The 21336-nt window shown below is 41.3% G+C and carries 17 protein-coding genes; 1 reads left to right on the top strand and 16 read right to left on the bottom strand.

What is annotated here, in order from left to right; all coding sequences use genetic code 11:
• Positions 1-30 precede the first annotated feature (30 nt).
• The 15 genes from ftsA to NST81_RS06875 form a co-directional block, all read right to left on the bottom strand.
• Positions 31-1332, bottom strand: a complete 1302-nt coding sequence (ftsA, locus tag NST81_RS06945) for a cell division protein FtsA (protein ID WP_048623106.1) — start codon at positions 1330-1332, stop codon at positions 31-33.
• A 506-nt stretch (positions 1333-1838) separates the two neighbouring features.
• Positions 1839-2606: a cell division protein FtsQ/DivIB gene (locus NST81_RS06940; protein WP_048623105.1), complete on the bottom strand. Its 768-nt coding sequence runs from the start codon at positions 2604-2606 to the stop codon at positions 1839-1841.
• 145 nt (positions 2607-2751) lie between these two features.
• Complete coding sequence (gene murG, locus NST81_RS06935) at positions 2752-3858, bottom strand: undecaprenyldiphospho-muramoylpentapeptide beta-N-acetylglucosaminyltransferase (RefSeq protein ID WP_048623104.1); 1107 nt, start codon at positions 3856-3858, stop codon at positions 2752-2754.
• A gap of 865 nt (positions 3859-4723) precedes the next feature.
• Positions 4724-5824: a stage V sporulation protein E gene (gene spoVE / locus NST81_RS06930; protein WP_003354483.1), complete on the bottom strand. Its 1101-nt coding sequence runs from the start codon at positions 5822-5824 to the stop codon at positions 4724-4726.
• Between the two features lie 102 nt (positions 5825-5926).
• Positions 5927-7279 (bottom strand): UDP-N-acetylmuramoyl-L-alanine--D-glutamate ligase, encoded by a 1353-nt coding sequence (murD, locus tag NST81_RS06925; RefSeq protein WP_048623103.1) that lies wholly within the window; start codon positions 7277-7279, stop codon positions 5927-5929.
• The gene (gene mraY / locus NST81_RS06920) at positions 7280-8254 is read right to left on the bottom strand and encodes a phospho-N-acetylmuramoyl-pentapeptide-transferase (RefSeq protein ID WP_048623102.1); all 975 of its coding nucleotides are present in this window, start codon (positions 8252-8254) and stop codon (positions 7280-7282) included.
• A 2-nt stretch (positions 8255-8256) separates the two neighbouring features.
• Positions 8257-8703: a hypothetical protein gene (locus NST81_RS06915; RefSeq protein ID WP_048623101.1), complete on the bottom strand. Its 447-nt coding sequence runs from the start codon at positions 8701-8703 to the stop codon at positions 8257-8259.
• A 4-nt stretch (positions 8704-8707) separates the two neighbouring features.
• Positions 8708-10168, bottom strand: coding sequence for a UDP-N-acetylmuramoyl-L-alanyl-D-glutamate--2,6-diaminopimelate ligase (locus NST81_RS06910; RefSeq protein WP_048623100.1), 1461 nt, complete (start codon positions 10166-10168; stop codon positions 8708-8710).
• Positions 10169-10469: 301 nt separating this feature from the next.
• On the bottom strand, positions 10470-12383 hold the full coding sequence (locus NST81_RS06905; RefSeq protein ID WP_048623099.1) for a stage V sporulation protein D: 1914 nt from the start codon (positions 12381-12383) through the stop codon (positions 10470-10472).
• Positions 12384-12692: 309 nt separating this feature from the next.
• Positions 12693-14846 (bottom strand): penicillin-binding protein, encoded by a 2154-nt coding sequence (locus NST81_RS06900; RefSeq protein ID WP_048623098.1) that lies wholly within the window; start codon positions 14844-14846, stop codon positions 12693-12695.
• Position 14847: 1 nt separating this feature from the next.
• Complete coding sequence (ftsL, locus tag NST81_RS06895) at positions 14848-15204, bottom strand: cell division protein FtsL (protein ID WP_048623097.1); 357 nt, start codon at positions 15202-15204, stop codon at positions 14848-14850.
• 18 nt (positions 15205-15222) lie between these two features.
• A complete protein-coding gene (gene rsmH / locus NST81_RS06890; RefSeq protein ID WP_048623096.1) occupies positions 15223-16158 on the bottom strand; it encodes a 16S rRNA (cytosine(1402)-N(4))-methyltransferase RsmH in 936 nt (311 codons plus the stop codon).
• Between the two features lie 20 nt (positions 16159-16178).
• Positions 16179-16610: a division/cell wall cluster transcriptional repressor MraZ gene (gene mraZ, locus NST81_RS06885; protein ID WP_003354473.1), complete on the bottom strand. Its 432-nt coding sequence runs from the start codon at positions 16608-16610 to the stop codon at positions 16179-16181.
• Between the two features lie 351 nt (positions 16611-16961).
• Positions 16962-18590, bottom strand: a complete 1629-nt coding sequence (gene bshC / locus NST81_RS06880) for a bacillithiol biosynthesis cysteine-adding enzyme BshC (protein ID WP_048623095.1) — start codon at positions 18588-18590, stop codon at positions 16962-16964.
• Positions 18591-18668: 78 nt separating this feature from the next.
• The gene (locus NST81_RS06875) at positions 18669-19586 is read right to left on the bottom strand and encodes a 2-dehydropantoate 2-reductase (RefSeq protein WP_169799152.1); all 918 of its coding nucleotides are present in this window, start codon (positions 19584-19586) and stop codon (positions 18669-18671) included.
• 316 nt (positions 19587-19902) lie between these two features.
• Between NST81_RS06875 and NST81_RS06870 the strand changes: the two genes are divergently transcribed.
• A complete protein-coding gene (locus NST81_RS06870; RefSeq protein WP_048623093.1) occupies positions 19903-20361 on the top strand; it encodes an N-acetyltransferase in 459 nt (152 codons plus the stop codon).
• 59 nt (positions 20362-20420) lie between these two features.
• Here NST81_RS06870 and NST81_RS06865 read toward each other — a convergent pair whose 3' ends face one another.
• Positions 20421-20966: an RsfA family transcriptional regulator gene (locus NST81_RS06865; RefSeq protein WP_048623092.1), complete on the bottom strand. Its 546-nt coding sequence runs from the start codon at positions 20964-20966 to the stop codon at positions 20421-20423.
• Between the last annotated feature and the right edge of the window lie 370 nt (positions 20967-21336).

Raw genomic sequence — 21336 nt, 5'->3', positions numbered from 1 at the left:
TCCTAATTCGTCGTTATTCCCTCAAGATGACTACTCATCAAAAAAGTAACCAAAAATTCTTTTCATTTTAGCAGTAAATTTTTCTTCTTTATGTTTGTCAGGCTTCACTTTTTCTTTCGAAGGTTGCGGTTCTATTTCTTTTTGAATTCTCGCGTCCGGCACCATGACCGGTTCCGGATTCGCACTTACCGTTCTTCCTTGCATTCTTGCAGTCTTGTAAGCGTACTGTATCAATCCAATAGATGTGATAAACTGTGGATTTCGAACACCAATGTAATCAGGAACTGCAATGCGTACTCGATTTTCAAAAATGCTTTGAGCTAATTCCATCACACCTGGCATATTGGCAACTCCGCCAGTAAGAACAATGCCGCCCGGCAAATCATGGACACCCATCCGTTTCATTTCTTGCCGTGCCAATTCAAAAATCTCTTCCAATCTAGCTTCAATAATATCAGAAATTTCTAATTGATTGAATTGCTGATGTTGGTCGCTTCCTATGATTGGCACACTGAAAACTTCGTCCTCCGAGGCAAGATCATAAAACGCATGGCCGAATTTTATTTTTATTTTTTCGGCATCTTCCGTATTGGTCCGAAGTCCAACGGATAAATCTTTCGTAATATGATCGCCGCCCACAGGAAAAACCGTTGTGGCTTTTATATGTCCTTGTTCAAATACCGTTAAGGTGGTTGAACCTCCGCCAATATCAATCAACGCAGTGCCTAATATTTGTTCGTCCCGTGATAACGCCACCGTTCCGGCTGCCAACGGCTGCAGGACGATTTCCAGAATCTCCAGTCCAGCTCTTTCTACGCAACGTAATGTATTATGTAATAAAGTTTTGGATCCGGTTATTAAGATTCCTTCCATTTCCAAGCGGACCCCTATCATTCCTCTTGGATCGTTGATTTCATCCAATCCGTCCACGATAAATTGTTTAGGCAAAACATTGATTATTTCCCGATCCTGCGGAATCGGCATCACTTGGCAGGCGTCTATCACTCTAGCAACATCTTCATCTGTAATTTCACGATTCTCGCTAGATACAGCGACTACTCCGCTGCACGGCTGCAGCTGCACTTGATTGGCCGGAATGCCAACGATCACTTGCTTGATCTCCATTCCAACCATTCTTTCAGCTTGTTCGACTGCTTTTTTTATAGAATGAACGGTTTCATCTATATCAATAATGGATCCTTTCTTAATTCCTTTCGATTTTACATTTCCGACACCGATGATATTTAATGAATCATTAACCATTTCGCCGATAATGACTTTAACTGTGGATGTACCGATGTCAAGACTGACATAAATCTCATTGCTGTTCATTCTCTGGCACCTCCTTTATCTTACATCCAGCGTAATCCGATTGTGAACAACAATTGACCAATTCTTGTAAATACCTTGTTAAGTTATTCGTCATTTTTTACTTATTTCCCTTTAAAAAATATGAATTTTTTTCATCGCTCATAGCTTTGCATCTTCATGAAAATTTTTTTAAAAAAGTTTATTGCGATGCAATGGCAAAAGTATGCTAAATACAAGTCTACACTAAGATTCAAAGGGAGAAAAGCGAAATTTAGCTAAAGGATTTTCTCCTACGTCGTTTTTCTTTTTTCTTTCACTCCCGCCCATCCTTAAACTTTATGTCAGTTATCCACCCAGAACGCAATAGGACAGTTAAAAATAGTTTTTGCCATACGTTTCCATTCATTAATCGCTTTTTCCGAATTTCAACGGTACATAAATATTGTATTTTTTACGGAAACCATAGCAAAAAAAAATTTCTTTCATGAACAAAAATAGTTCTTATGACCTAACGACCTTTCTTTCCTTTATCTATTGTTTTGTTTCTTTTCTCCTTTATAGGATTGAAAAAAAGTACCTACTTCTAAATCGATAACTCCTTTTACTTTCGGATCCAATTGACTAACAATGGAAGGATAATACACCATTTTTTTCGAAAACGTCTCAAGTGTTGCTCTTACTTCATAACCATCATTCATATAAAGCGTTATATGATAGCGATCCGTTTTTTTCGGTGTGTAGTGTATCTCTGAAATGGAATTGACGATTTCAACCGGCAATTCGTTTAACGATTTCACCATTTCTTTTAAAACATCATCTTTTTTAAAATCAAATAGAATGGGTAATTGTTTTGGAATCTTTACAGTTTTTTCTTTTATCACACGTCCGTTTTCCAGAACCGGTTCATATGTGTCGCCATTCGCGAGATAGCCGATTTGCTTCATTTCCTTGATTTTAATATGGATACGGTTCGGGAACCGGACGGATATGTCTGATGATTTAATTTCGGGTATTTTTTTTAGCCGTTTTTCCACATCGTCCTTGTTCAATTTCCAAATGCTCATTCCATTTTCAATATTGCTCCATTTGATAATATCTTTCGTTTTCAGCACATGGTTTCCAGAAACAGTCACTTCTTTTACATGGCTGATAGGCGACAAAAAATAGACCACTGACAACACTAATAAGAAAAAAAGAAAAAGAAGTAAAATCAGCCGGCGATTCGCCTTCCTTTTGCGATATTCTTTTAATCTAGGAATCCGATCCTCCAACGAGACGATTTTCCCATTTTCCACTCCATTCCCTCCCTGATGTTGCTGAACAGATACTAGGAGCATGTTCCCTCTGCTCACCTTGTCCAAGGCCAGGAAACACACGGCGCATAGTACAGTTGATTCATCCTATTTTCTTGTACGGACACGCAGCTAGGATTAATCGGCCTTATTGGGGATCCGATGAGTTCGCCAGTTCAACCATTACTTGGTATAATCGATCAGATGCATCTGGAATTCCCAATTTGGAAGAAGCTTGCTTCATTTTTTTCAGTCGATTCTCGTTTGTTAAAACGGCATCCAGCTCCTTGACCAGCCGCTCCGGTGACAATTCTTTTTCTAAAAGCAATACTGCCGCTCCTTTATCGGCTAAAGTCCGAGCATTTTTTTCTTGATGGTTGTTCGTCACATAAGGGCTCGGAATTAAGATGCTCGGTACTCCAAGCGCCGTTAGTTCTGCTAAAGTAGTTGCTCCGGCACGAGAAACAACCAAATCTACTTCTTTTAATATCTCCGGCATATTATGGACAAACGGAGCAATAGCGACATTGGACGGCTTTCCTGCTAAAGAGACTTCCTTTTTGACATTCTCAAAATGGATTTCTCCTGTTATATACAAAATTTGATACGGTTTGTTTCCTAACACAGGCAGCGATTTGACGACTGCTTCATTTAAAGGTCTTGCTCCCCTGCTTCCGCCAAAAATAAGCACAGTAGGAACATTTTCTTTTAATCCAAATGCACGCAAAGCCCCATTTTTCTCCGCAGAAACCACTTCGGAAGCCCGGGGATTTCCAGTCAAAATGACTTTTTCCCGTGGGAAAAATTCCTCGGCTGCCTCAAAACAAACCGCTATTTTATCAACATATTTGCTTAAAAATTTATTGGTTAAACCAGGAACGCTGTTTTGTTCGTGTATGATGGTGGGAATATGTAATTTCGACGCGGCGTATACGACCGGTCCGCACACATAGCCGCCGGTACCGATGACAATATCCGGCTTATACTCTTTCAGCCACTTCTTGCATTCTCTTACACCCTTTAGAAAACGAGCCACCGTTTTCACGTTTTCAAAAGAAAGAGAACGTTTAAAACCCGTAATATGAATAGAGCGAAACTCAATTCCTTCTCTCGGAACAAGCTTTGATTCTAATCCCTTCTCTGTTCCGATATACAAAAAAGAAGTTTCGGCATGTTTTTCTTTTATGGTCCTGATGAGAGCCAAAGCCGGGTAAATATGCCCTCCAGTACCGCCGCCACTGACGACGATTTTCATATTCTTTTCACCTCAAATTCTTCTTTCACTGTTATGTACGTATTCATGATAGTCAATCCACATCCTGTTTCTTTTTCGGAAAACACGTTCACAAAGGTCGACTACATTATCATACTATATTTTAGCGAATGAATGTCCATGCGCAAATACAATTTAATAGAAATTGCAACATTGTAACAAAAATCGAGTAGGAGGGAGCGATTAACTCCCGTCCTCTCACACCACCGTACGTACGGTTCCGTATACGGCGGTTCAATTAAGATAATTGACGCAAGTCTTTATAACTTCCGTGAATAGCTGTTCTCTTTATGCCAGTGGTCACTCCACCCTCCAAGAGGTCTCCCACGGGATTCACCGCTTCCTCCCTCAAGTGAGGTACTACGTTTTCTGTGTTCATCATGACTCACTGAATACCAAGGGCTATTCTCTCTTAATTGTTCGGTCCTTCTTAGTTGTTCTAGACCAACTAATACTATGACCTCTGCTGACTTCTGACGGTTCAGCTACTTATCACTAAGTAGGTTATGAAGAGTACTTCACATATCCGCCAGACCTCCCCGGGTAAGTACATGCACTTTCACACCATCTATCCGCCTCATTTACTCGATATGACCTTCGACAGAAAGAGCTTTGTTTTGTTATGCAAACTCACTCAATCATACCTAGCCTTATATGAGGTTCGTGTTCCTCGGACCGGTGTTTTGCCTCCAGCTTCCTTCAGATTCCGCGTCACCACGGACACCCTTGCTCTTGGCTAACCTCTACTTCTGTCTTCGGGGTTCGGGACTTACACCCTATAGTTCATGTACATGCCGGGCGCACATACAAAAAACTGGAAACCTTAAAAGATAAGGTCTCCAGTTTTTTAATATCGGGAATAACGACTTACATTTAAAAGAATCCCAATGGCTGCTAATACAAGCGTCAAGGAAGAACCGCCATAACTCAAGAAAGGAAGGGTGATGCCGGTGACCGGCATCAATCCGGTCACCACGCCCACATTGATCATGACTTGGATGGCCACCATGGAAATAATGCCCACTGCCAAAAAACTTCCATACAAATCTGGAGCCCCCAATGCAACGCGTATGCCCCTCCATAATAAAAGCGTAAATAAAAGGAGCACAATGCTGCCGCCGATAAACCCCAATTCTTCCGCTAAGATGGCAAAAATAAAATCGTTTTGCGGCTCCGGCAAATAGAAAAATTTTTGCCGGCTTTCTCCCAAGCCCAGCCCAAATAATCCTCCTGGTCCAATAGCATACATCGATTGTATGATCTGAAAACCGGTTCCCAGTGGATCAGACCACGGATCCAGATAAGAGGTAATGCGGTTCATCCGATAAGGTGCCGAAAGAATAAGACCCGCAAAACCAATCAGCCCGACAAAAGCAAAGCCAGCGAAATGTTTGATTTGAGCACCGGAGATAAAGATCATCACAATGCATGTGCCCACCATGACAGTTCCTGTTCCAAGATCCGGCTGGAGCATAATGAGTCCAAAGGCCAAAAACACTAAAGACAATGTAGGTACCAGCCCTTTTTTAAAAGAGGTAATGTACTTTTGCCGTTCTGATAAATATTTTGCCAAAAAAACGATCATAGCCAGTTTCATAAACTCGGATGGCTGGATGGAAAACGCACCGACCCCGATCCAGCTTCGCGAACCGTTTCTGACTGTTCCCACTCCCGGCACTAGCACAAGAATGAGCAATGCAAAACAAACAAGCAGAATGACTTTTGACCATGAACGCCATATCCAATACTCCACGTTCATGAGAAAGAACATCGCCATGACGCCAGCGCCGGCAAAAAGCAGCTGCCTTTTTGCAAAATAAAATGAATCACCAAACTTATATTCCGCCCAAACGGCGCTGGCGCTGTAAACCATGATGAGCCCAATGGCCAAAAGACTAAGTGTCAGTACAATTAAAACAAAGTCCGGGGAAGACTTTTTGTAAGACAAAGCCAACACCTCGATAGACATAGATTTGAGCTAATCAGCACGAAATTAGCCGATCGTAGGTGTTAATTCTTTGTTGGGTCCGTGCATCCACTAGACAAGCTCTTACTTCAGTCTATGCACAGCCTCAATAAAAATATCACCGCGTTGTTCGAAAGTTTTATACTGATCCCAGCTGGCGCATGCCGGCGATAACAGAATAATGTCCCCTTTCTCTGATAACTGATATGCTTTTGGCACTGCATCGCTCACATTCTCCGCATGAACAATCGTTTTAATGCCCGCTTTGCGCGCCGTTTCGGAAATTTTTTCTGCTGTTTGTCCAAATGTAATGACAGCTTTCACATTTTTTAAATAAGGAATAAGATCGTCAAAACCGTTTCCGCGGTCCAGACCGCCTGCAAGGAGAATAATCGGGCTTTGAAAGGCGCTTAAAGCGGCTTTAGTCGCCAACGTATTCGTTGCCTTCGAATCGTTGTAAAATTTTCGGCCATTCACTTCACCGACATATTGAGTGCGATGTTTTACTCCAGCGAAAACTTTTAACACGTTTCGAATCGCTTCATTTCCCCCGCCGGCCAATTTAACGGCTGCAACTGCAGCCAGTATATTTTCTAAATTATGGGATCCCGGGAGAGCAATTTCCTCTGTATCGATCAATTTTTCACCACGGAAATAGACGATGCCGTCTTGGATATAAGCTCCGTCCTCAATCACCCGTTTAGTGGAAAATAGAACTTTTTTCGCTTTGGAAAATTTCGTCAGTTCAATTAGTTCTTCTTGATCGCCATTGATAATCAGATAATCGTCTTCTGTTTGATTTCTCGTAATATTCGCTTTCGCTTTTGCATATTCTTCTTTTGTTCCATGGTAATCAAGATGAGCCTCATACAAATTCGTAATAATGGAAATATGAGGCCTGAACGTATCAATCCCCATCAGCTGAAAAGAAGACAATTCCATGACCACTATATTCTCTTCCGTTGCCTTTTGGGCAACTTTAGAAGCTACTTTTCCAATATTTCCGGCGATAAGCGGCCGCTTCCCATCCTTTTCTAACATCTCGAAAATTAACGTCGTTGTCGTTGTCTTGCCGTTCGTGCCGGTAATGCCGATGATAGGAGCTTCCGAAATTAAATAAGCCAATTCTATTTCCGTCAAAATCGGAATCCCACGTTCCAAAGCCCCCCGAACAAGAGGGTTCGAATAAGGAATGCCGGGATTTTTGACGATATACTCATATCCCTCATCCAACAATTCGATGGGATGGGAACCCGTGATCACCTTTATGCCCTGTTCCAGTAAATCTTGGGCTTGAGGATTTTCCTGCAAAGGTTTTTTATCGTTTACTGTGACAAATGCGCCAAGCTTATGTAGAAGTGAAGCCGCGCTTGCTCCGCTTTTGGCGAGGCCCAATACTAATACTTTTTTATGCTGAAATTTAGTGATCGTTTTCAATTAGTCCCACACTCCGATATAGATTCCTAGTCCTGCACAAATAAGAGAGGCCGTCCAAAAAGTCACGACGACACGCCATTCTGACCAACCGCCGAGCTCAAAATGATGATGCAGCGGACTCATCCGGAAAATACGCTTGCCGGTCGTTTTAAAAGAAATCACTTGCAATATAACAGACAGCGTCTCTGCGACAAACACCGCACCGATGACCAGAAGGACGAGCTCAAGCTTCGTTAGCAAAGAAATGGTGGCAATCGCACCTCCAAGCGCCAACGAACCGGTATCTCCCATAAACACTTTGGCCGGGTGGGCATTAAAGACGAGAAATCCTAACACAGCTCCCACCACTGCCATCGCAAACACAGCTGTCTCATATTGCGATTGATTCCAAGCCAACACTCCGAACGCCCCGAATGCAATCGCGCTCGTTCCCGAAACAAGCCCGTCAAGACCGTCTGTCAAGTTGACAGCATTGGAAAAACCAACAAGCCAAAAAATAACAAACAATACATACAACCAGCCCAAATCGACCGATATATCCGTAAATGGAATGGACAACTCCGTTGAATAATGATGCTGCTTATAGAAAAAATAAAAAATAACGGAAATAATGATTTGACCCAACAATTTTTGCTTGGATGTCAACCCTAAATTCCGCTTCATCACCACTTTAATAAAATCATCTAAAAATCCAAGCAGACCAAATCCAACTGTCACAAAAAGCAATAGATAGGTTTCCACATTCGGTTTGGAAAACTTTCCGGTCATCACTAGAGTCGTAATGATGATAGACAGTAAAATAACGATTCCGCCCATTGTTGGTGTGCCTGATTTTTTCTGGTGGGATTTTGGCCCTTCTTTGCGAATGCTTTGCCCAAATTTTAATCTTCTCAAAAAGGGGATAAAAATGGGCGAAAGAAGCACAGTGATTAAAAACCCCATCAAGATCGTATAGAAAATCACTTGTTCCATCATCGTTATCCCCTCCTCTTCCCATATTGATTAATAGATGAAAACAGCTGTTCCATTTCCCTTTCATCATCTAGGTGGAATGGTAAATATTGATTGAATGATGGATCGTTTTGATAAAAAATAAAAGTTGTCATTTCTTTCCACTCTTCTTGTTCTATTTTTTTCTTGTAATTCTCAGCAATCGTGTTAAAGGCATCAAATAAATCTTGTGTTTGAAAAACTGGAAAATCGTTAGGCACCGATCTCGGCAAAGGGCTGTCCGTGTTCCACAATGCCGCAATCGCTCCTTGTTTTATCGCCGCTAAAAAATTCGGATTTTCTTCAACAGGCAAATAAAGCCCTTTTGGCATCGATAATGAGGAAGTGATCGAAACCGTTTCAATTCGAATTTCCTCCATTTTGGCTCCCGCGACTTGCTTGAACCATCCGGCTATTTCTTTCATGAATAGCATGGATTTATCTCTCCTTCAAAGCTTCAATAGCTACTTCCCGATCATCAAAATGAAGCACTCGATCGCCGATAATTTGGTACGTTTCATGGCCTTTTCCCGCAATGACAACGACATCGCCGGCGGATGCTTTTTTAATCGCTTTGAAAATGGCCTCACGGCGATCCGGAATGATTTCGTATTTCTCTCCTTCAACCCCTTTTTCCATGTCCTTCAAAATAGCTAAAGGATTTTCACTACGGGGGTTATCCGAAGTAAAAATCGGATCTGTCGCATATTGACAAGCTACTTTCGCCATTAAAGGCCTCTTCGTTCGGTCCCTGTCTCCGCCACAGCCTACGACGACGAAAATCCGTTTGTCTGTCAACTGGCGCACCGTTTTCAGTACATTTTCAAGTCCGTCTGGAGTATGAGCATAATCCACGATAACAGAAAAATCTTGGCCTTCATGAATTAATTGAAAACGGCCGGCCACTCCTTCGATGTCTCCTACCGCTGAAACGATCGTATCGAAGTCCACTTTCGCAACATATGCGGCAGCAATGCTCGCTAAAACATTATACACATTAAATTTTCCGGCAAGTTTCGTTTTTATCTGACATTCCCCGTCCGGATACACTAAATCAAACGTTGTTCCCGAAGGGTGGAGTTCAATATTTTTGGCTCGAAATATAGCCTCCCGTTCGATGCCGTACGTGACAATATGGGCAGCTGTTTCGCGGATAAAGTACTCGGAAGCCGGGTCGTCGATGTTCAGCACGGCAAATTTTTGCTTTTCTCTGTCAAAGGTATTTCCCAGCTGGGCAAATAACAGCCCTTTGGCTCTCCGATACTCATCCATCGTTTTGTGATAATCCAAATGATCTTGAGTTAAATTCGTAAAAACGGCAATATCATAGTCACAGCCATGCACCCGCCCCTCGACAAGGGCATGCGAGGAAACTTCCATTGCCGCCGCCGTGACCTGTTCTTCCTGCATTTGATGAAATACTTTTTGCAACGTTAAGCTGTCGGGTGTCGTATTTTTGGTTTCCAGCGTTTTATCCCCTATTTTTATGTACATGGTGCCGATCAAACCAGCCTTTTCGCCCGCTTTCTGAAATATTTCGTACAGCAAATGACTGGTCGTCGTTTTACCGTTCGTTCCCGTGATTCCGATTAATTTTAACGATTTTGTCGGCGATTGATAAAAGGCATCGGCCAATACGGCCATCGCTCTTTTTGTATCTTTTACATATACGACCGGGACATCAACGTCAACAGGCTCCTCTGCCACGATCGCTGCAGCCTGTCGTTCCGCTGCTGCCTTCGCAAACTGATGACCATTTACCGTATACCCTTTAATACAAATAAAAAGGGAACCCTTTTTCACTTGGCGATGATCGTTTTCAATCGAAGTGATGTCTGGGTTTTGCTCGGAAGTAAGCTGATAAAAAGGCAATGATTTTATCAAACTTTGCAGTTTCATTATGTCCAATCCTTTCTAACAGTCGCATCCATCCTATGTATTTGGCTGTATGGCTGTTTTGCTTATTCAATCTTTACTATGATGATGGATACTTGGCCATGACAGCCACTCTTTTCTCATTTTAACGAAATTCCTGCGAGAATGCGAACCAATATCGAAGAAAAATGACTTTAAAACGGAAAGACAGATTGAAAAAAATGTCGAGCTGTGGCAGTCACTTAATCATATTAACACAGAATGGTAGGTTCTGCTTAACTTTTTGAAGAAGAAAGATGGGTAGGCGGCATATTGCCGCCTGCAGCTAATTCATAAAAATGCGGACAGTAGCCCCCTCTTCTACTTTCGTTCCCGGTTTTGGAGATTGATTGACCACTTTATTTCCATTTCCGCTTACATCGAATTGTAATGGATATCGTTGTTCCAATAATTCTTTTTTTGTCATTCCTTCCAAATTGGGAATCTTGATTTCTTTCGGGTCGTTCCATTGTCGTTTTTTCTCGATTTGATTTTTTCTTGGTTTGACATTCATCGCTTGCAAACTGTCATCCATGATTTTGCCTACAATCGGGGCCGCGACGGTTCCTCCGAATTGAATCGTGCCTTTAGGATTGTCGACTGCCACATAGACGACGATTTGAGGGTCATCCGCAGGTGCAAACCCGATAAAAGAAACGATATGATTATTTTCTAAATAACGCCCGTTTTGTGCTTTCTGAGCCGTTCCGGTTTTTCCGCCCACCCGGTAAGAATCAACATAGGCGTTTTTTCCCGACCCTTTCGCAACGACACTTTCCAATGCATAGCGAACTTTTTTAGATGTCTCTTCCGAAATCACTCTTCTCTTTTTAACGGGAGTTTTTCTCATCAGAACCTCATGAGTGTTTGGATCAATTAATTCTTTTGCTACATACGGCTGGTACAAAATTCCGCCATTGATAGCAGCGGAAACAGCTGCTACCTGCTGAATGGGAGTAACGGAAACACCTTGACCGAAAGCGGTAGTAGCCAATTCAACTGGCCCTACTTTATTCATAGGGAATAATAACCCTTTTCCTTCTCCTTGCAAGTCGATCCCGGTTTTTTCGCCAAAGCCGAAATCATGAATATACTTGAACAATTTTTCTTTTCCCAAACGTTCTCCCAATTCGACAAAACCAGGGTTGCAGGAGTTTTGGACCACTTCCAAAAATGTTTCCGTCCCGTGTCCTCCCCGCTTCCAGCAATGTAGTGTGGCACCCGACACCTCAATATAACCGGGATCATGAAATTTTTCATGCTCCAAATCTACCTTTTTTTCTTGAAGCGCCGCAGCAAGAGTGATAATTTTGAATGTCGAACCAGGTTCATACGTGCTCCAAATCGGCAAATTTCGGTTGTAAATTTCCGGAGGGACCTCTTTATAGTTTGCAGGGTTAAAAGTAGGCCTAGAAGACATCGCCAAAATTTCTCCTGTATTGGGATTCATCGCAATAGCTATGATTCCGTCCGGATTATACTTGGCTTCTGCATTGTCCAATTCCCTTTCAATAATCGTTTGCACTTTTGTATCAATGGTCAGCACTAAATCTTCCCCGTCCATTGGAGGTTGGTAGTCGTCGGACATATTGGGCATTTTTTTGCCCTTAGCATCAGAATAATATTTCATCGAGCCTTTCTGTCCTCTCAACTCTTTATCATATGTCAATTCCAGCCCGGCTAACCCTTGATTATCGATTCCCGTGAACCCCAGCACATGCGACAAATAGCTTCCAAATGGGTAATAGCGCTTTGAATCCTCAGCAATAAAAACTCCTTTGATTCCTAACGCTCGAATTTCGTTTGCTTTTTCATAAGAAATTTTTCTGCCTTCGGGTAAGCGTTCAATAGAAGTTTTTTTCGTCAAATGCTTATACAATTTTTCTTCATTCGCATTCAGAACAGCCGCCAACTTTTCGGCAGCTTCTGCAGGATTTTCAATTTGCCGCGGCATGACATAGATGGTCGGAGCACTCTTGTTTGTGGCTAGCGCAACGCCATTTCGGTCGAGAATTTTTCCGCGCTCAGGCTCAAATGGTATATTTCGGCTCCATGAGTCTTTCGCTTTATCCGTGAGCATGTCTCCCATGGCAAATTGAACATAGCCAAGTCTAACATCAATAACGGCGAATATAACTATCCCTGCAAGCAGCAAAAAGGTCAGACGTTTTCGAACCGTAACTTGAGATACACGCTTCAAGAAATCCCCTCCTTTCCAGGCTCGTTCCCAATATATGCTTGTTTTTTTTTAATAGAACGGACAAACCCGAAAGAGAAGTCTACTTGCTAACGCTGAAACAAAGCGAATAGGAGACGTTTACTATGCACGTGCATCTTTCATTTTTACAACGATGATAAACAATCTTGCAATGGGTTCTAATGAAGTTTTTTGAAATAGAAAAAGCCGGATCCCAGGCCCTGTTGTTTAGATGCCTTAGATCCGGCTGCATGGACTAAATATTTCTGCAGAACGTTTTTTCGTATCCGTCTCCTTGGTTTGCTCTCTTTTTTATTGCTGTTTAACGTAATTTTCCGGTCGTGTTAAATGGATGACAAGCTCCGTTCCTTTTTTAATGGTTTCATTCGGCTTTATGTTTTGTTTGATCACATAGCCTTTTCCGCTCACACTCAGCTTCAAGCCCGCCAGCTTCGCTACTTTCGCCACGTCACGCAATGACCACCCCTTCAAATCAGGAATCGTCAGCGGCCCATCTATTCGCAAAATGACTTTTTCTCCTTCGAGAAGGTCTGTGGACTTTTCTGGATCCTGACTTTGAACAGTGTCCCCCTTCCCTAACAATACAGGTTCCAATCCTGCCTCTTTCACTTTTTGAACCGCGTCTTCCGCCTTCATTCCCGTATAATCGTCGACGGTTATCGTTTTGGCTGTAATCTTTCGTTGCGGTTTAATATTTAAATACTGCAAACTGTTTTTCATGACAGGATTAAAGATTTTGGCCACCGGGACTCCTCCCGTCTCATTTTTGAGATGAGGCTGCTGTACCGCCACATATACGATCAGCTGCGGATCATTTTTTGGTGCCATGCCTAAGAAAGAAAAAAGATAGTTTTCGGCACCGCTTAAATAGCCGCCGCCGTTAGGGTTGGGCAGTTGAGCTGTTCCAGTTTTTCCTATCACATCATAGCCATCGATATTATAAATTTTTCCAGTTCCATTTTTCGCTGTGAGAACCGTACGCAAAATATCCCGAACTTCTTTTGCCGTGTTGGAGGAGATTGGTCTTCCTACCTCTTTCGGTTTTGTTTGCATAACGATTTTATTCGTATTAGGATCCACGATTTTATCAATCACATATGGTTTCATCATCTTCCCATTATTCGCGATAGCCGTAGCTCCTTGAACGAGCTGTAATGCCGTTACGGTCGTCCCCTGACCGAAGGCCGTCGTCGCCTTTTCCACAGGATACCGGTATAAGATATTTCCGGAAGCTTCATCAGGGAGTTCAATTCCTGTTTTCTTTCCAAATCGGAAGCGATCCAAATACTCTCGGAACGTATCCGATCCCATCATATCCAGCAAATGCACAAAGGCCACGTTGGAAGATCGCTGAACCCCTTCCAAATAAGTAATGGTTCCCCAACCTACGCCACCGTTATGATCACGTATGACGCTTGTTCCCACTTTATAGCTTCCGGATTTATAGGTGGCATTTGGTGAAAATACTCCTTCTTCTACTGCGGCCGCAAGCGTAAAAATTTTCATCACCGACCCTGGCTCATAAGCAGATTCCACGATTTCATTGCGCCAGTTATCGGACAAACCTTCCCGCGAACCGGGATCGAAAGAAGGTCTTTGACCCATCGCTAATATTTTTCCGGTTTTCGGATCTGCAACAACAGCTAGGATTTTAGAAGGTTTGTATTCTTTTTCTACCGTGTTCAATGCATCTTCCAAAAATACTTGTATTTTAGAATCGATCGTTAAATAAATATCATCTCCGTTCTTCGGTTCTTTCACCATTTCTTTTTTATTCGGCAATAAATATCCCCATAAATCACTCTCATATTGAATTTTTCCATTTCTGCCGCGCAAAAATCGGTCATAAGCTTTTTCAATCCCTAATTGTCCAATACTTTGATCGGAATTTTCGTCTTTTCTGGCAAACCCGATTAAATGCGAAGCGAATTTGCCGTTCGGATAGAATCGAGTTGAATCTCGCAGAAAAACGATCCCGGGCAATTTTTCCTTTTCGATTTTTTCTTTTACATCGTAGGAAAGGTTACGGCCTGCATTGCCAAATTCAACTTGAAATACTCCTTTTTTCGTTAATCGCTTGTAAATTTCTTTTTCATCCATATCAATATATTTGGCGAGAATTCGGGCGGTTTTTTTGGGATTCGTGACATGATGTGGATATTTCGGATCGCTTGTCGCTCTTTTATCCAGAATAGCCGCAAGCTTATAAGTGGTCATATCCTCGGCAATCACGTCTCCATTTCGGTCATAAATGTTTCCGCGATGAGCGATCAAAGTATCAGTTTTCATATACTTTCTTAACGCTTCGTTTGCCAATACATGGCCGTCTACTTTTCCTGTGATTTCTATGTATAAAAAACGTACAAATAAGACAAAAAAGAGCAAAGCGAAAAAAACAAATAAAATCGCTGCTCCTTTTCGGATGTTTATTTGATTACCATTCATGTTACTGCACAACCTTAATGTTTTGTTGATTCAAGTTTAGCCCTTGTTGTCTTGCCTTTTCCCAAATTTTTTTATATGTACTGTCTTCGCTGATTTGCATTTGTAAATCCTTGTTCACTTTTTGTTGATTTTTTACTTTTGCTTCGATCTGTTGGATTTCCTTATTCGTTTGATAAATGGCTGTTTCAGTTGAAATAATTTTCACGGACAGCACACAAAAAAACAATGCAAAAACAACGATCATCACTTTTTCACCCGGAGTAAGCCACCTTTTGTGGCGGCGTACTTTCTTGGGTGCTATCGGTTTCCGTAATTCCGGTTCCTCGAACACTTGTACTTTTCGCGCTACATTCGCCATCGTTTTCCCCCACTCATTTTAGATTTTTTCTGCGATTCTTAGCTTAGCCGAACGGGCACGGTTGTTGTTCATGATTTCTGCTTCATTCGGTACAATAGGCTTTTTCGTTATCACTTTTAATTTTGGTCTGTATTCTTCCGGAAGTATCGGCAAACCCGGAGGTAAATCCGGAGCTGAACTTAGCGATTTAAATATTTGCTTGCAAATGCGGTCCTCCAATGAATGAAACGTGATGACACTAATTCGTCCTCCGGGATTCAATAATTCAATTGCATCATTCAACGACTGTTCAAATGCGGATAGCTCATCATTGACGGCAATTCTGATCGCTTGAAATACCCGTTTGGCAGGATGTCCGCCTTTTCTTCGAGCAGGAGCCGGAATGGCTTCCTTAATTAGCTCCACAAGCTGGCCAGTCGTCTCAATTGGTGCTTTTTTTCGTGCTTCTTCAATTTTTCGGGCGATTGGCTTGGAAAATTTTTCTTCCCCGTATCGGAAAAAGATTCGGACTAGATCTTCGTATGGCCATTCATTGACGATTTCATATGCCGTTCGTTCCCCATCGAGATCCATCCGCATATCAAGAGGAGCATCATGATGATAGCTGAACCCCCGCTCCGGCGTGTCCAGCTGGGGAGAAGATACCCCGAGATCATATAAAATTCCGTCTACTTTATAGCATCCAATCGATTCCAATTCTTGTTTGATGAATCGGAAATTGCTTTTGACAAAAGTGATTTGATCTCGATAATCAGCCAATTTTTCTTTAGCAAATTGCAGTGCCGTGACATCTTGATCGAATGCAATTAATCGTCCTCGTTTCGATAATTTCGATGCCAAATATTGGCTGTGTCCTCCACCACCAAGTGTGCAGTCCACATAAATACCGTCGGGCCGTACATTCAGTCCGTCCACTGCCTCTTTTAATAAAACTGTTTCATGCACAAAATTCATTTACATCCATCCAATCGAATCTAAATATCAAAATCAATCATATTCTCAGCAATCTCTGTAAAAGACTCTTCCGACTTTGCAAAATAGTCTTCCCAAATCGGTTTACTCCAAATCTCAATTCGATTGGAAACTCCCAAAACTACACATTCCTTTTCCAATTGAGCGTATTGCAGAAGAGTCGAGGGAATATTGATTCTTCCTTGTTTGTCCAGTTCGCATTCCGTTGCTCCCGAAAAGAAAAATCTCGTGAAGCTTCGTGCGTCTTTTTTTGTAAGGGGCAATGCTTTTAATTTTTCTTCTAATATTTTCCATTCCTGAAGGGGATAGCCAAACAAACATTGATCCAATCCTCTGGTCAAAACAAACGTTTCACCAAGGTCTTCCCTGAATTTAGCGGGGATGATCAATCTTCCTTTTGCATCAATGCTATGCCGGTATTCCCCCATGAACATCACTGAGCCCCCACTTTCTAACCTAACTGTACCACATTCCCCCACTTTTCTCCACATCTAATTATTTCTTTAAACATTAAAGATTTCCTCTTTTTGAAAAAAATTTTAATCTCCAATTTGATTTTTTATATTCTTGTCTATGAAAATAACTCGTTCACTCGTTTCACTATACTCACTTCACACTTATCTTCTCCGCTTCATGAAGAAAACGGAATGACATTCTAAATAAGTTTCGCTTGCTTTTCAACCAAAAGCGCGGCGCTTCTTTATTCCGAAGAATCGACAGTTTTGGCCGCTCCATACAATCCATTAAAATAGAAAAAACCGGCCAAAGCCGGTCGTTGTAAGCATCTAAATTTTGACTAGTTGATGGGTGCCGTCAAACGTGAACGGCAATTCCATTAGATCGTGAATAAAGGAAACACCGTATTGGTTCATAAAATAAAAGAGGTTCCACACTCTTTCTTGAGGACCGCCGTTCGGATGAAGGCTGTTTTCGATGCGATCGTACTTTTGGAGAATGGCTTGATGTTTGACCATAAGGTTTTGGTCGGTTTTTTTCTTAAGATAATCCAGCTGTCGAAAATGAAATTCAAGATTTTTTTCTATAAGAGAAAGGGGGCCTAAATTCATTTTGCGGGCTCTGTCTTTTATTTTTTCATAATGCTTCATTAAATCCTCTTTCGTCGTCTCGATCAAATCGTGGAAAGTATCGTCTCGAACAGTATCCCAATATTGATTCTTTTCGCTGGAAATGCCCGATTCTATAGCTGTTTTGACATCTATTCCCAGCACTTCAAGATCTCTTGCCACACTTCTTTCCAAAAGAGTGATATTCAGACGCGGAAGGATTGGCGGCACTTTCATATCCAGAAACTCAAAAGCTTGTTTTAATTCAGCCCAATAAGCGATTTCACCAGGCCCCGCTATAAATGCCAGCGTTGGAAACAACTGTTCTTGCATGATCGGTCTCGTGACCACATTATTGCTAAAACATTGCGGAGCTGTTTTCAGTCGATCAAGCAAATGTTCAATTTCCAATTCGATTTCGCCATTTTTACCTGTAAAACGTTCTTTCTCTTTATTGTATTCAAGCAAAATTCGTTCTCCACATTCGTATAGAAAAAGGTTTGCCGCTTCCTCACTCAATTCGATCATATTGGAAAATCCAGCTTGACGAATTATCGATTGCTGCTCTAACACTTTTTCCGTAATACTCTCATTTTCGAGGATCATATTTCGAAAATAAGGGATTTCCAGTTTGCGCAACGGCTCAAACGCTGAATCGATCAGTAAAAGACCGTAATGGCAAAATAATCGGGCGATCAGGTAGCGAAAAAAATCAGTAATGGTTTCTGAACATTCAATGGCTTCCCGAAGCAAGTCAAGCAGACCGTTAGTATGCTCTGTCTCTCCGAACTGCCGTATAATCTCTTCGACCCACTTTTGCATCAATGCTTTATTAAAGGAGATATCAGAGACCATCTTTTTTCCTAAAACGCTTTCCGTATAAGAGAACTTTTCCATTTTCGTTCCTTTTTGAACATAAAGATGGTTCACTTCCAAGAAATCGTGATCTTCTCCAGCAATCCAAAAAACAGGCACTATAGGTACGCCTAGCTTTTCCTCCTGCAGACCGGCAAAGCGAATAACCGAAATGATTTTATGAATGGTATAAAGAGGGCCTGTCATTAGCCCCGCTTGCTGTCCGCCCAAAACCACCGCCGAATGTGGGAGCTTCAACTTGTGAATGGATCGCTGAACAGCGGGAATATGTAAAAAATCTTCCATATATTTTTCCAGACAACCGGCTAATTCATATCGCAAAAAAGTCCGGTTTTCAAGTTCTCTTAGTCTTTTTTCAAAAACATAAGGATCAGATAAACGATAATGAAAAAAATCCACAACCGGTTTTTCTTGTTTTAAGTAAGATGAAGCAAATAAGTTGATCGCTGGAATTTGAATGTTTTCCAGTTTCATATATATGTACTCTCCTTCTTCAGGCATGTCGTTTTCAAATACCACGTTTATGACAAATTTGGAAAGGATCCTTAATCATTAATCGAGGTCCAAATGATTCTCAAGCCCTTTTATCATCCAATAAACGGTTTGAATCATAGGAGTGCTGATTTGTTCTTGTTCAGCTATCTTCAACACATATCCTAAAATGGCATCGATTTCTGTTTTTCTCCCATTCTCTAAATCCGTCAACATAGATGAACGGTTTTCCGCCGTCTTTTGAATAATTTCCAACACTTTGTTGAATGTGGCATCGGATTCATATTTTGGAAACACGGACACCAGTTCCGTAAACATGGCCGTTAACAGCTGATGATAATACGGATTTTTGATCAATTCTCCATTCGGAACTTTCAAAACAGCTGTTAGCGGGTTAATCATGGCATTAGCCAATAGTTTTGCCATCATCATGTTTTGATAATTTTGATGAAATTGGAAAGGGAACGACCCATTTGTCTGCGACACGAAATGCTCAAGAAATTGCCGGGATCCCCGATAAACCGACACATTGGTTATTCCCCTTCCCCTTACTTGGACGATAGTATCTTTTTCTTTCAAAACACCGTGTTCGACGGTTCCTAAAAAGACATTTTTTTGAGGAAGCTGTTCCAAAAGAAAAAGATGGCCCATCCCATTTTGCAAAAACAATAACGAGACATCCGGGGACAATTGTTGGAAAAACGGGACCATCCCTTGTAAATGATATTGTTTCACAGCAACTAATAAGAGATCCTCGTCAATCGAATCCGCCTCGGTCAATTGTTTGACCCGTACGATCGCTCTTTTCTCACGACCATTTTCTCTTAAGGTGATTCCATTTTCTTGAATGGCTTTGCTTTGTCTGGATGTTCTTGTATAAAGGGTTACCGGAAACCATTTTGATAGATTGGCAGCATAATATAACCCGATAGAACCGCCGCCGATGACACCAATTTTCATTTCACTTTTTATGCTCATCATCCATTCCCCTTGTCTGCAGTCCTCTCTGCTTTCATGCTCTTTTATTTCGTTCATTTAAAACTTTTCCAAAGTCTGATTTCATCAACCAATATCATCTTTTCTTCACTTCATACACATTTTATCAGAATGCCAACTCTTTGATAACCATTTTCCTTGGCGAGATGGCCATCCCGGATCGCAGATGAGAAAACGTTTACATATTTCAATCGAATCATATATAATAAAATTAAGAAAATAAACTCAAAATATCCCATATCGCTTTTTTCACCTGTATAGATGGATCATCCTTCAATAAACAAGGGGGTTTTCGCCTATGACAATAAAAGTGGAAAACTTAAAAGTAAATTTCAAAACATTAGAGGAATTCACTCAATTTAAAGAATACGGGCTTCAAGAACTTTCCATGCTGGAAGAATTGGAATATTCCTTAGTAGAAGACGCAGCGGCTTCTCCTTTTTACGGAATCTACTTTGGAGACAAATTGGTTGCACGCATGTGCTTATATGTGAAAGACGGCCACTTGGATGGCGCCATTCAAGAATATGATAAGCATTTGGAAATTTGGAAATTAGAAGTGCTTCCACAATACCAATTTAAAGGGTATGGACGAATGCTTGTGGACTATGCCAAACATTTCAATTTGCCGATTGTGACAAGACCTCGTGTAAAATCACAAGATTTTTGGGTCAAAATGGGGTTCCAATCATTATCTGAAGACTCTTCCCGCCTTGTCTGGATACCCGATTCCATCAGCACAAAAAAAATAAGCTGATGAAAAGAAAGACGGATCAAGTGTTTCCCGGTTGATCCGTCCTTTTTTCATTTCGACGTTTAATTTCTTTCATCTACCGCTAATTTCCTTGCTCTTTCCATAATATACAGAAGCGAACGATAATCCTCTTCCAATTGATCATATTTTGTTTTCAGCTGTTCGAATTGTTTTTTTTCTTCATTCAATTGCGCCGTCAATGCCTCTATTTCCCTTCCTAGCAATTGTTTTTCTTTTACAACCTGATCATATTGGTCAGCCTTCTTTAGCTTTTCGGTCAAATAAACAATGATTTCGTCAGCCGTTTGTGTATCATTGCTTTTTAAATTAGAATTTTCTAAAGAATCGGTGCCTGCCTCATTTTCATGCAAAAATTCTTTTTTTACTTGTTTTCGTTGTTTTTTGGCCAGTTCGATTCCCGATTGATATTGTTTCCTTACATAAGAGTTCCACCGAAAGCCACAAGCAGCGGCTGTTCTGGAAAGCTTTTTTCCAACTTCTTCAAAAGCCTTTAATTGCGTGCTTCCGTCACGAATATGCCGCAATACCACCTCCGCCAACAAAACATCTTCATCTTGAGTCCATGCATCTTGACGCATTGCAGACAAGTCTATCCCCCCACTATCAGTTTATAGAGCCTTAAAAACCGCAAAACCGGCTCTAAAAGTTTTTCCTTCGTAAAAAGCCGGTAGTAGTTCCGCTTTATAGTAATACATATGTTGGTAGTAGAAGTGATAGACTGTTTCACGTTCAAATTTCTTTTTTATTTTGAAAAGATAAGACCTGCACATTTTTAATTTGTTTTTCGTTTAAACAACCGGGAAGTAATTTAGCATGATTTCAAAAGCTAAGTCACCCCCTGAACACGTCAAAGAGTAAAGGATGTCAGGAGTTTTATTCCACATCCTTCCAAAACCTTTATCACTGAGAACATTTTGGTTGAAAGCGAACCAGTCATTACACGGATTATAGAGCTCT

Source organism: Bacillus sp. FSL W8-0223 (genome assembly GCF_038006805.1).
GTDB classification, from domain to species: domain Bacteria; phylum Bacillota; class Bacilli; order Bacillales; family DSM-4216; genus Bacillus_O; species Bacillus_O smithii.
Note: the sequence above shows the minus strand (reverse complement) of the source record. Positions and strands in the feature narration are given on the sequence as shown.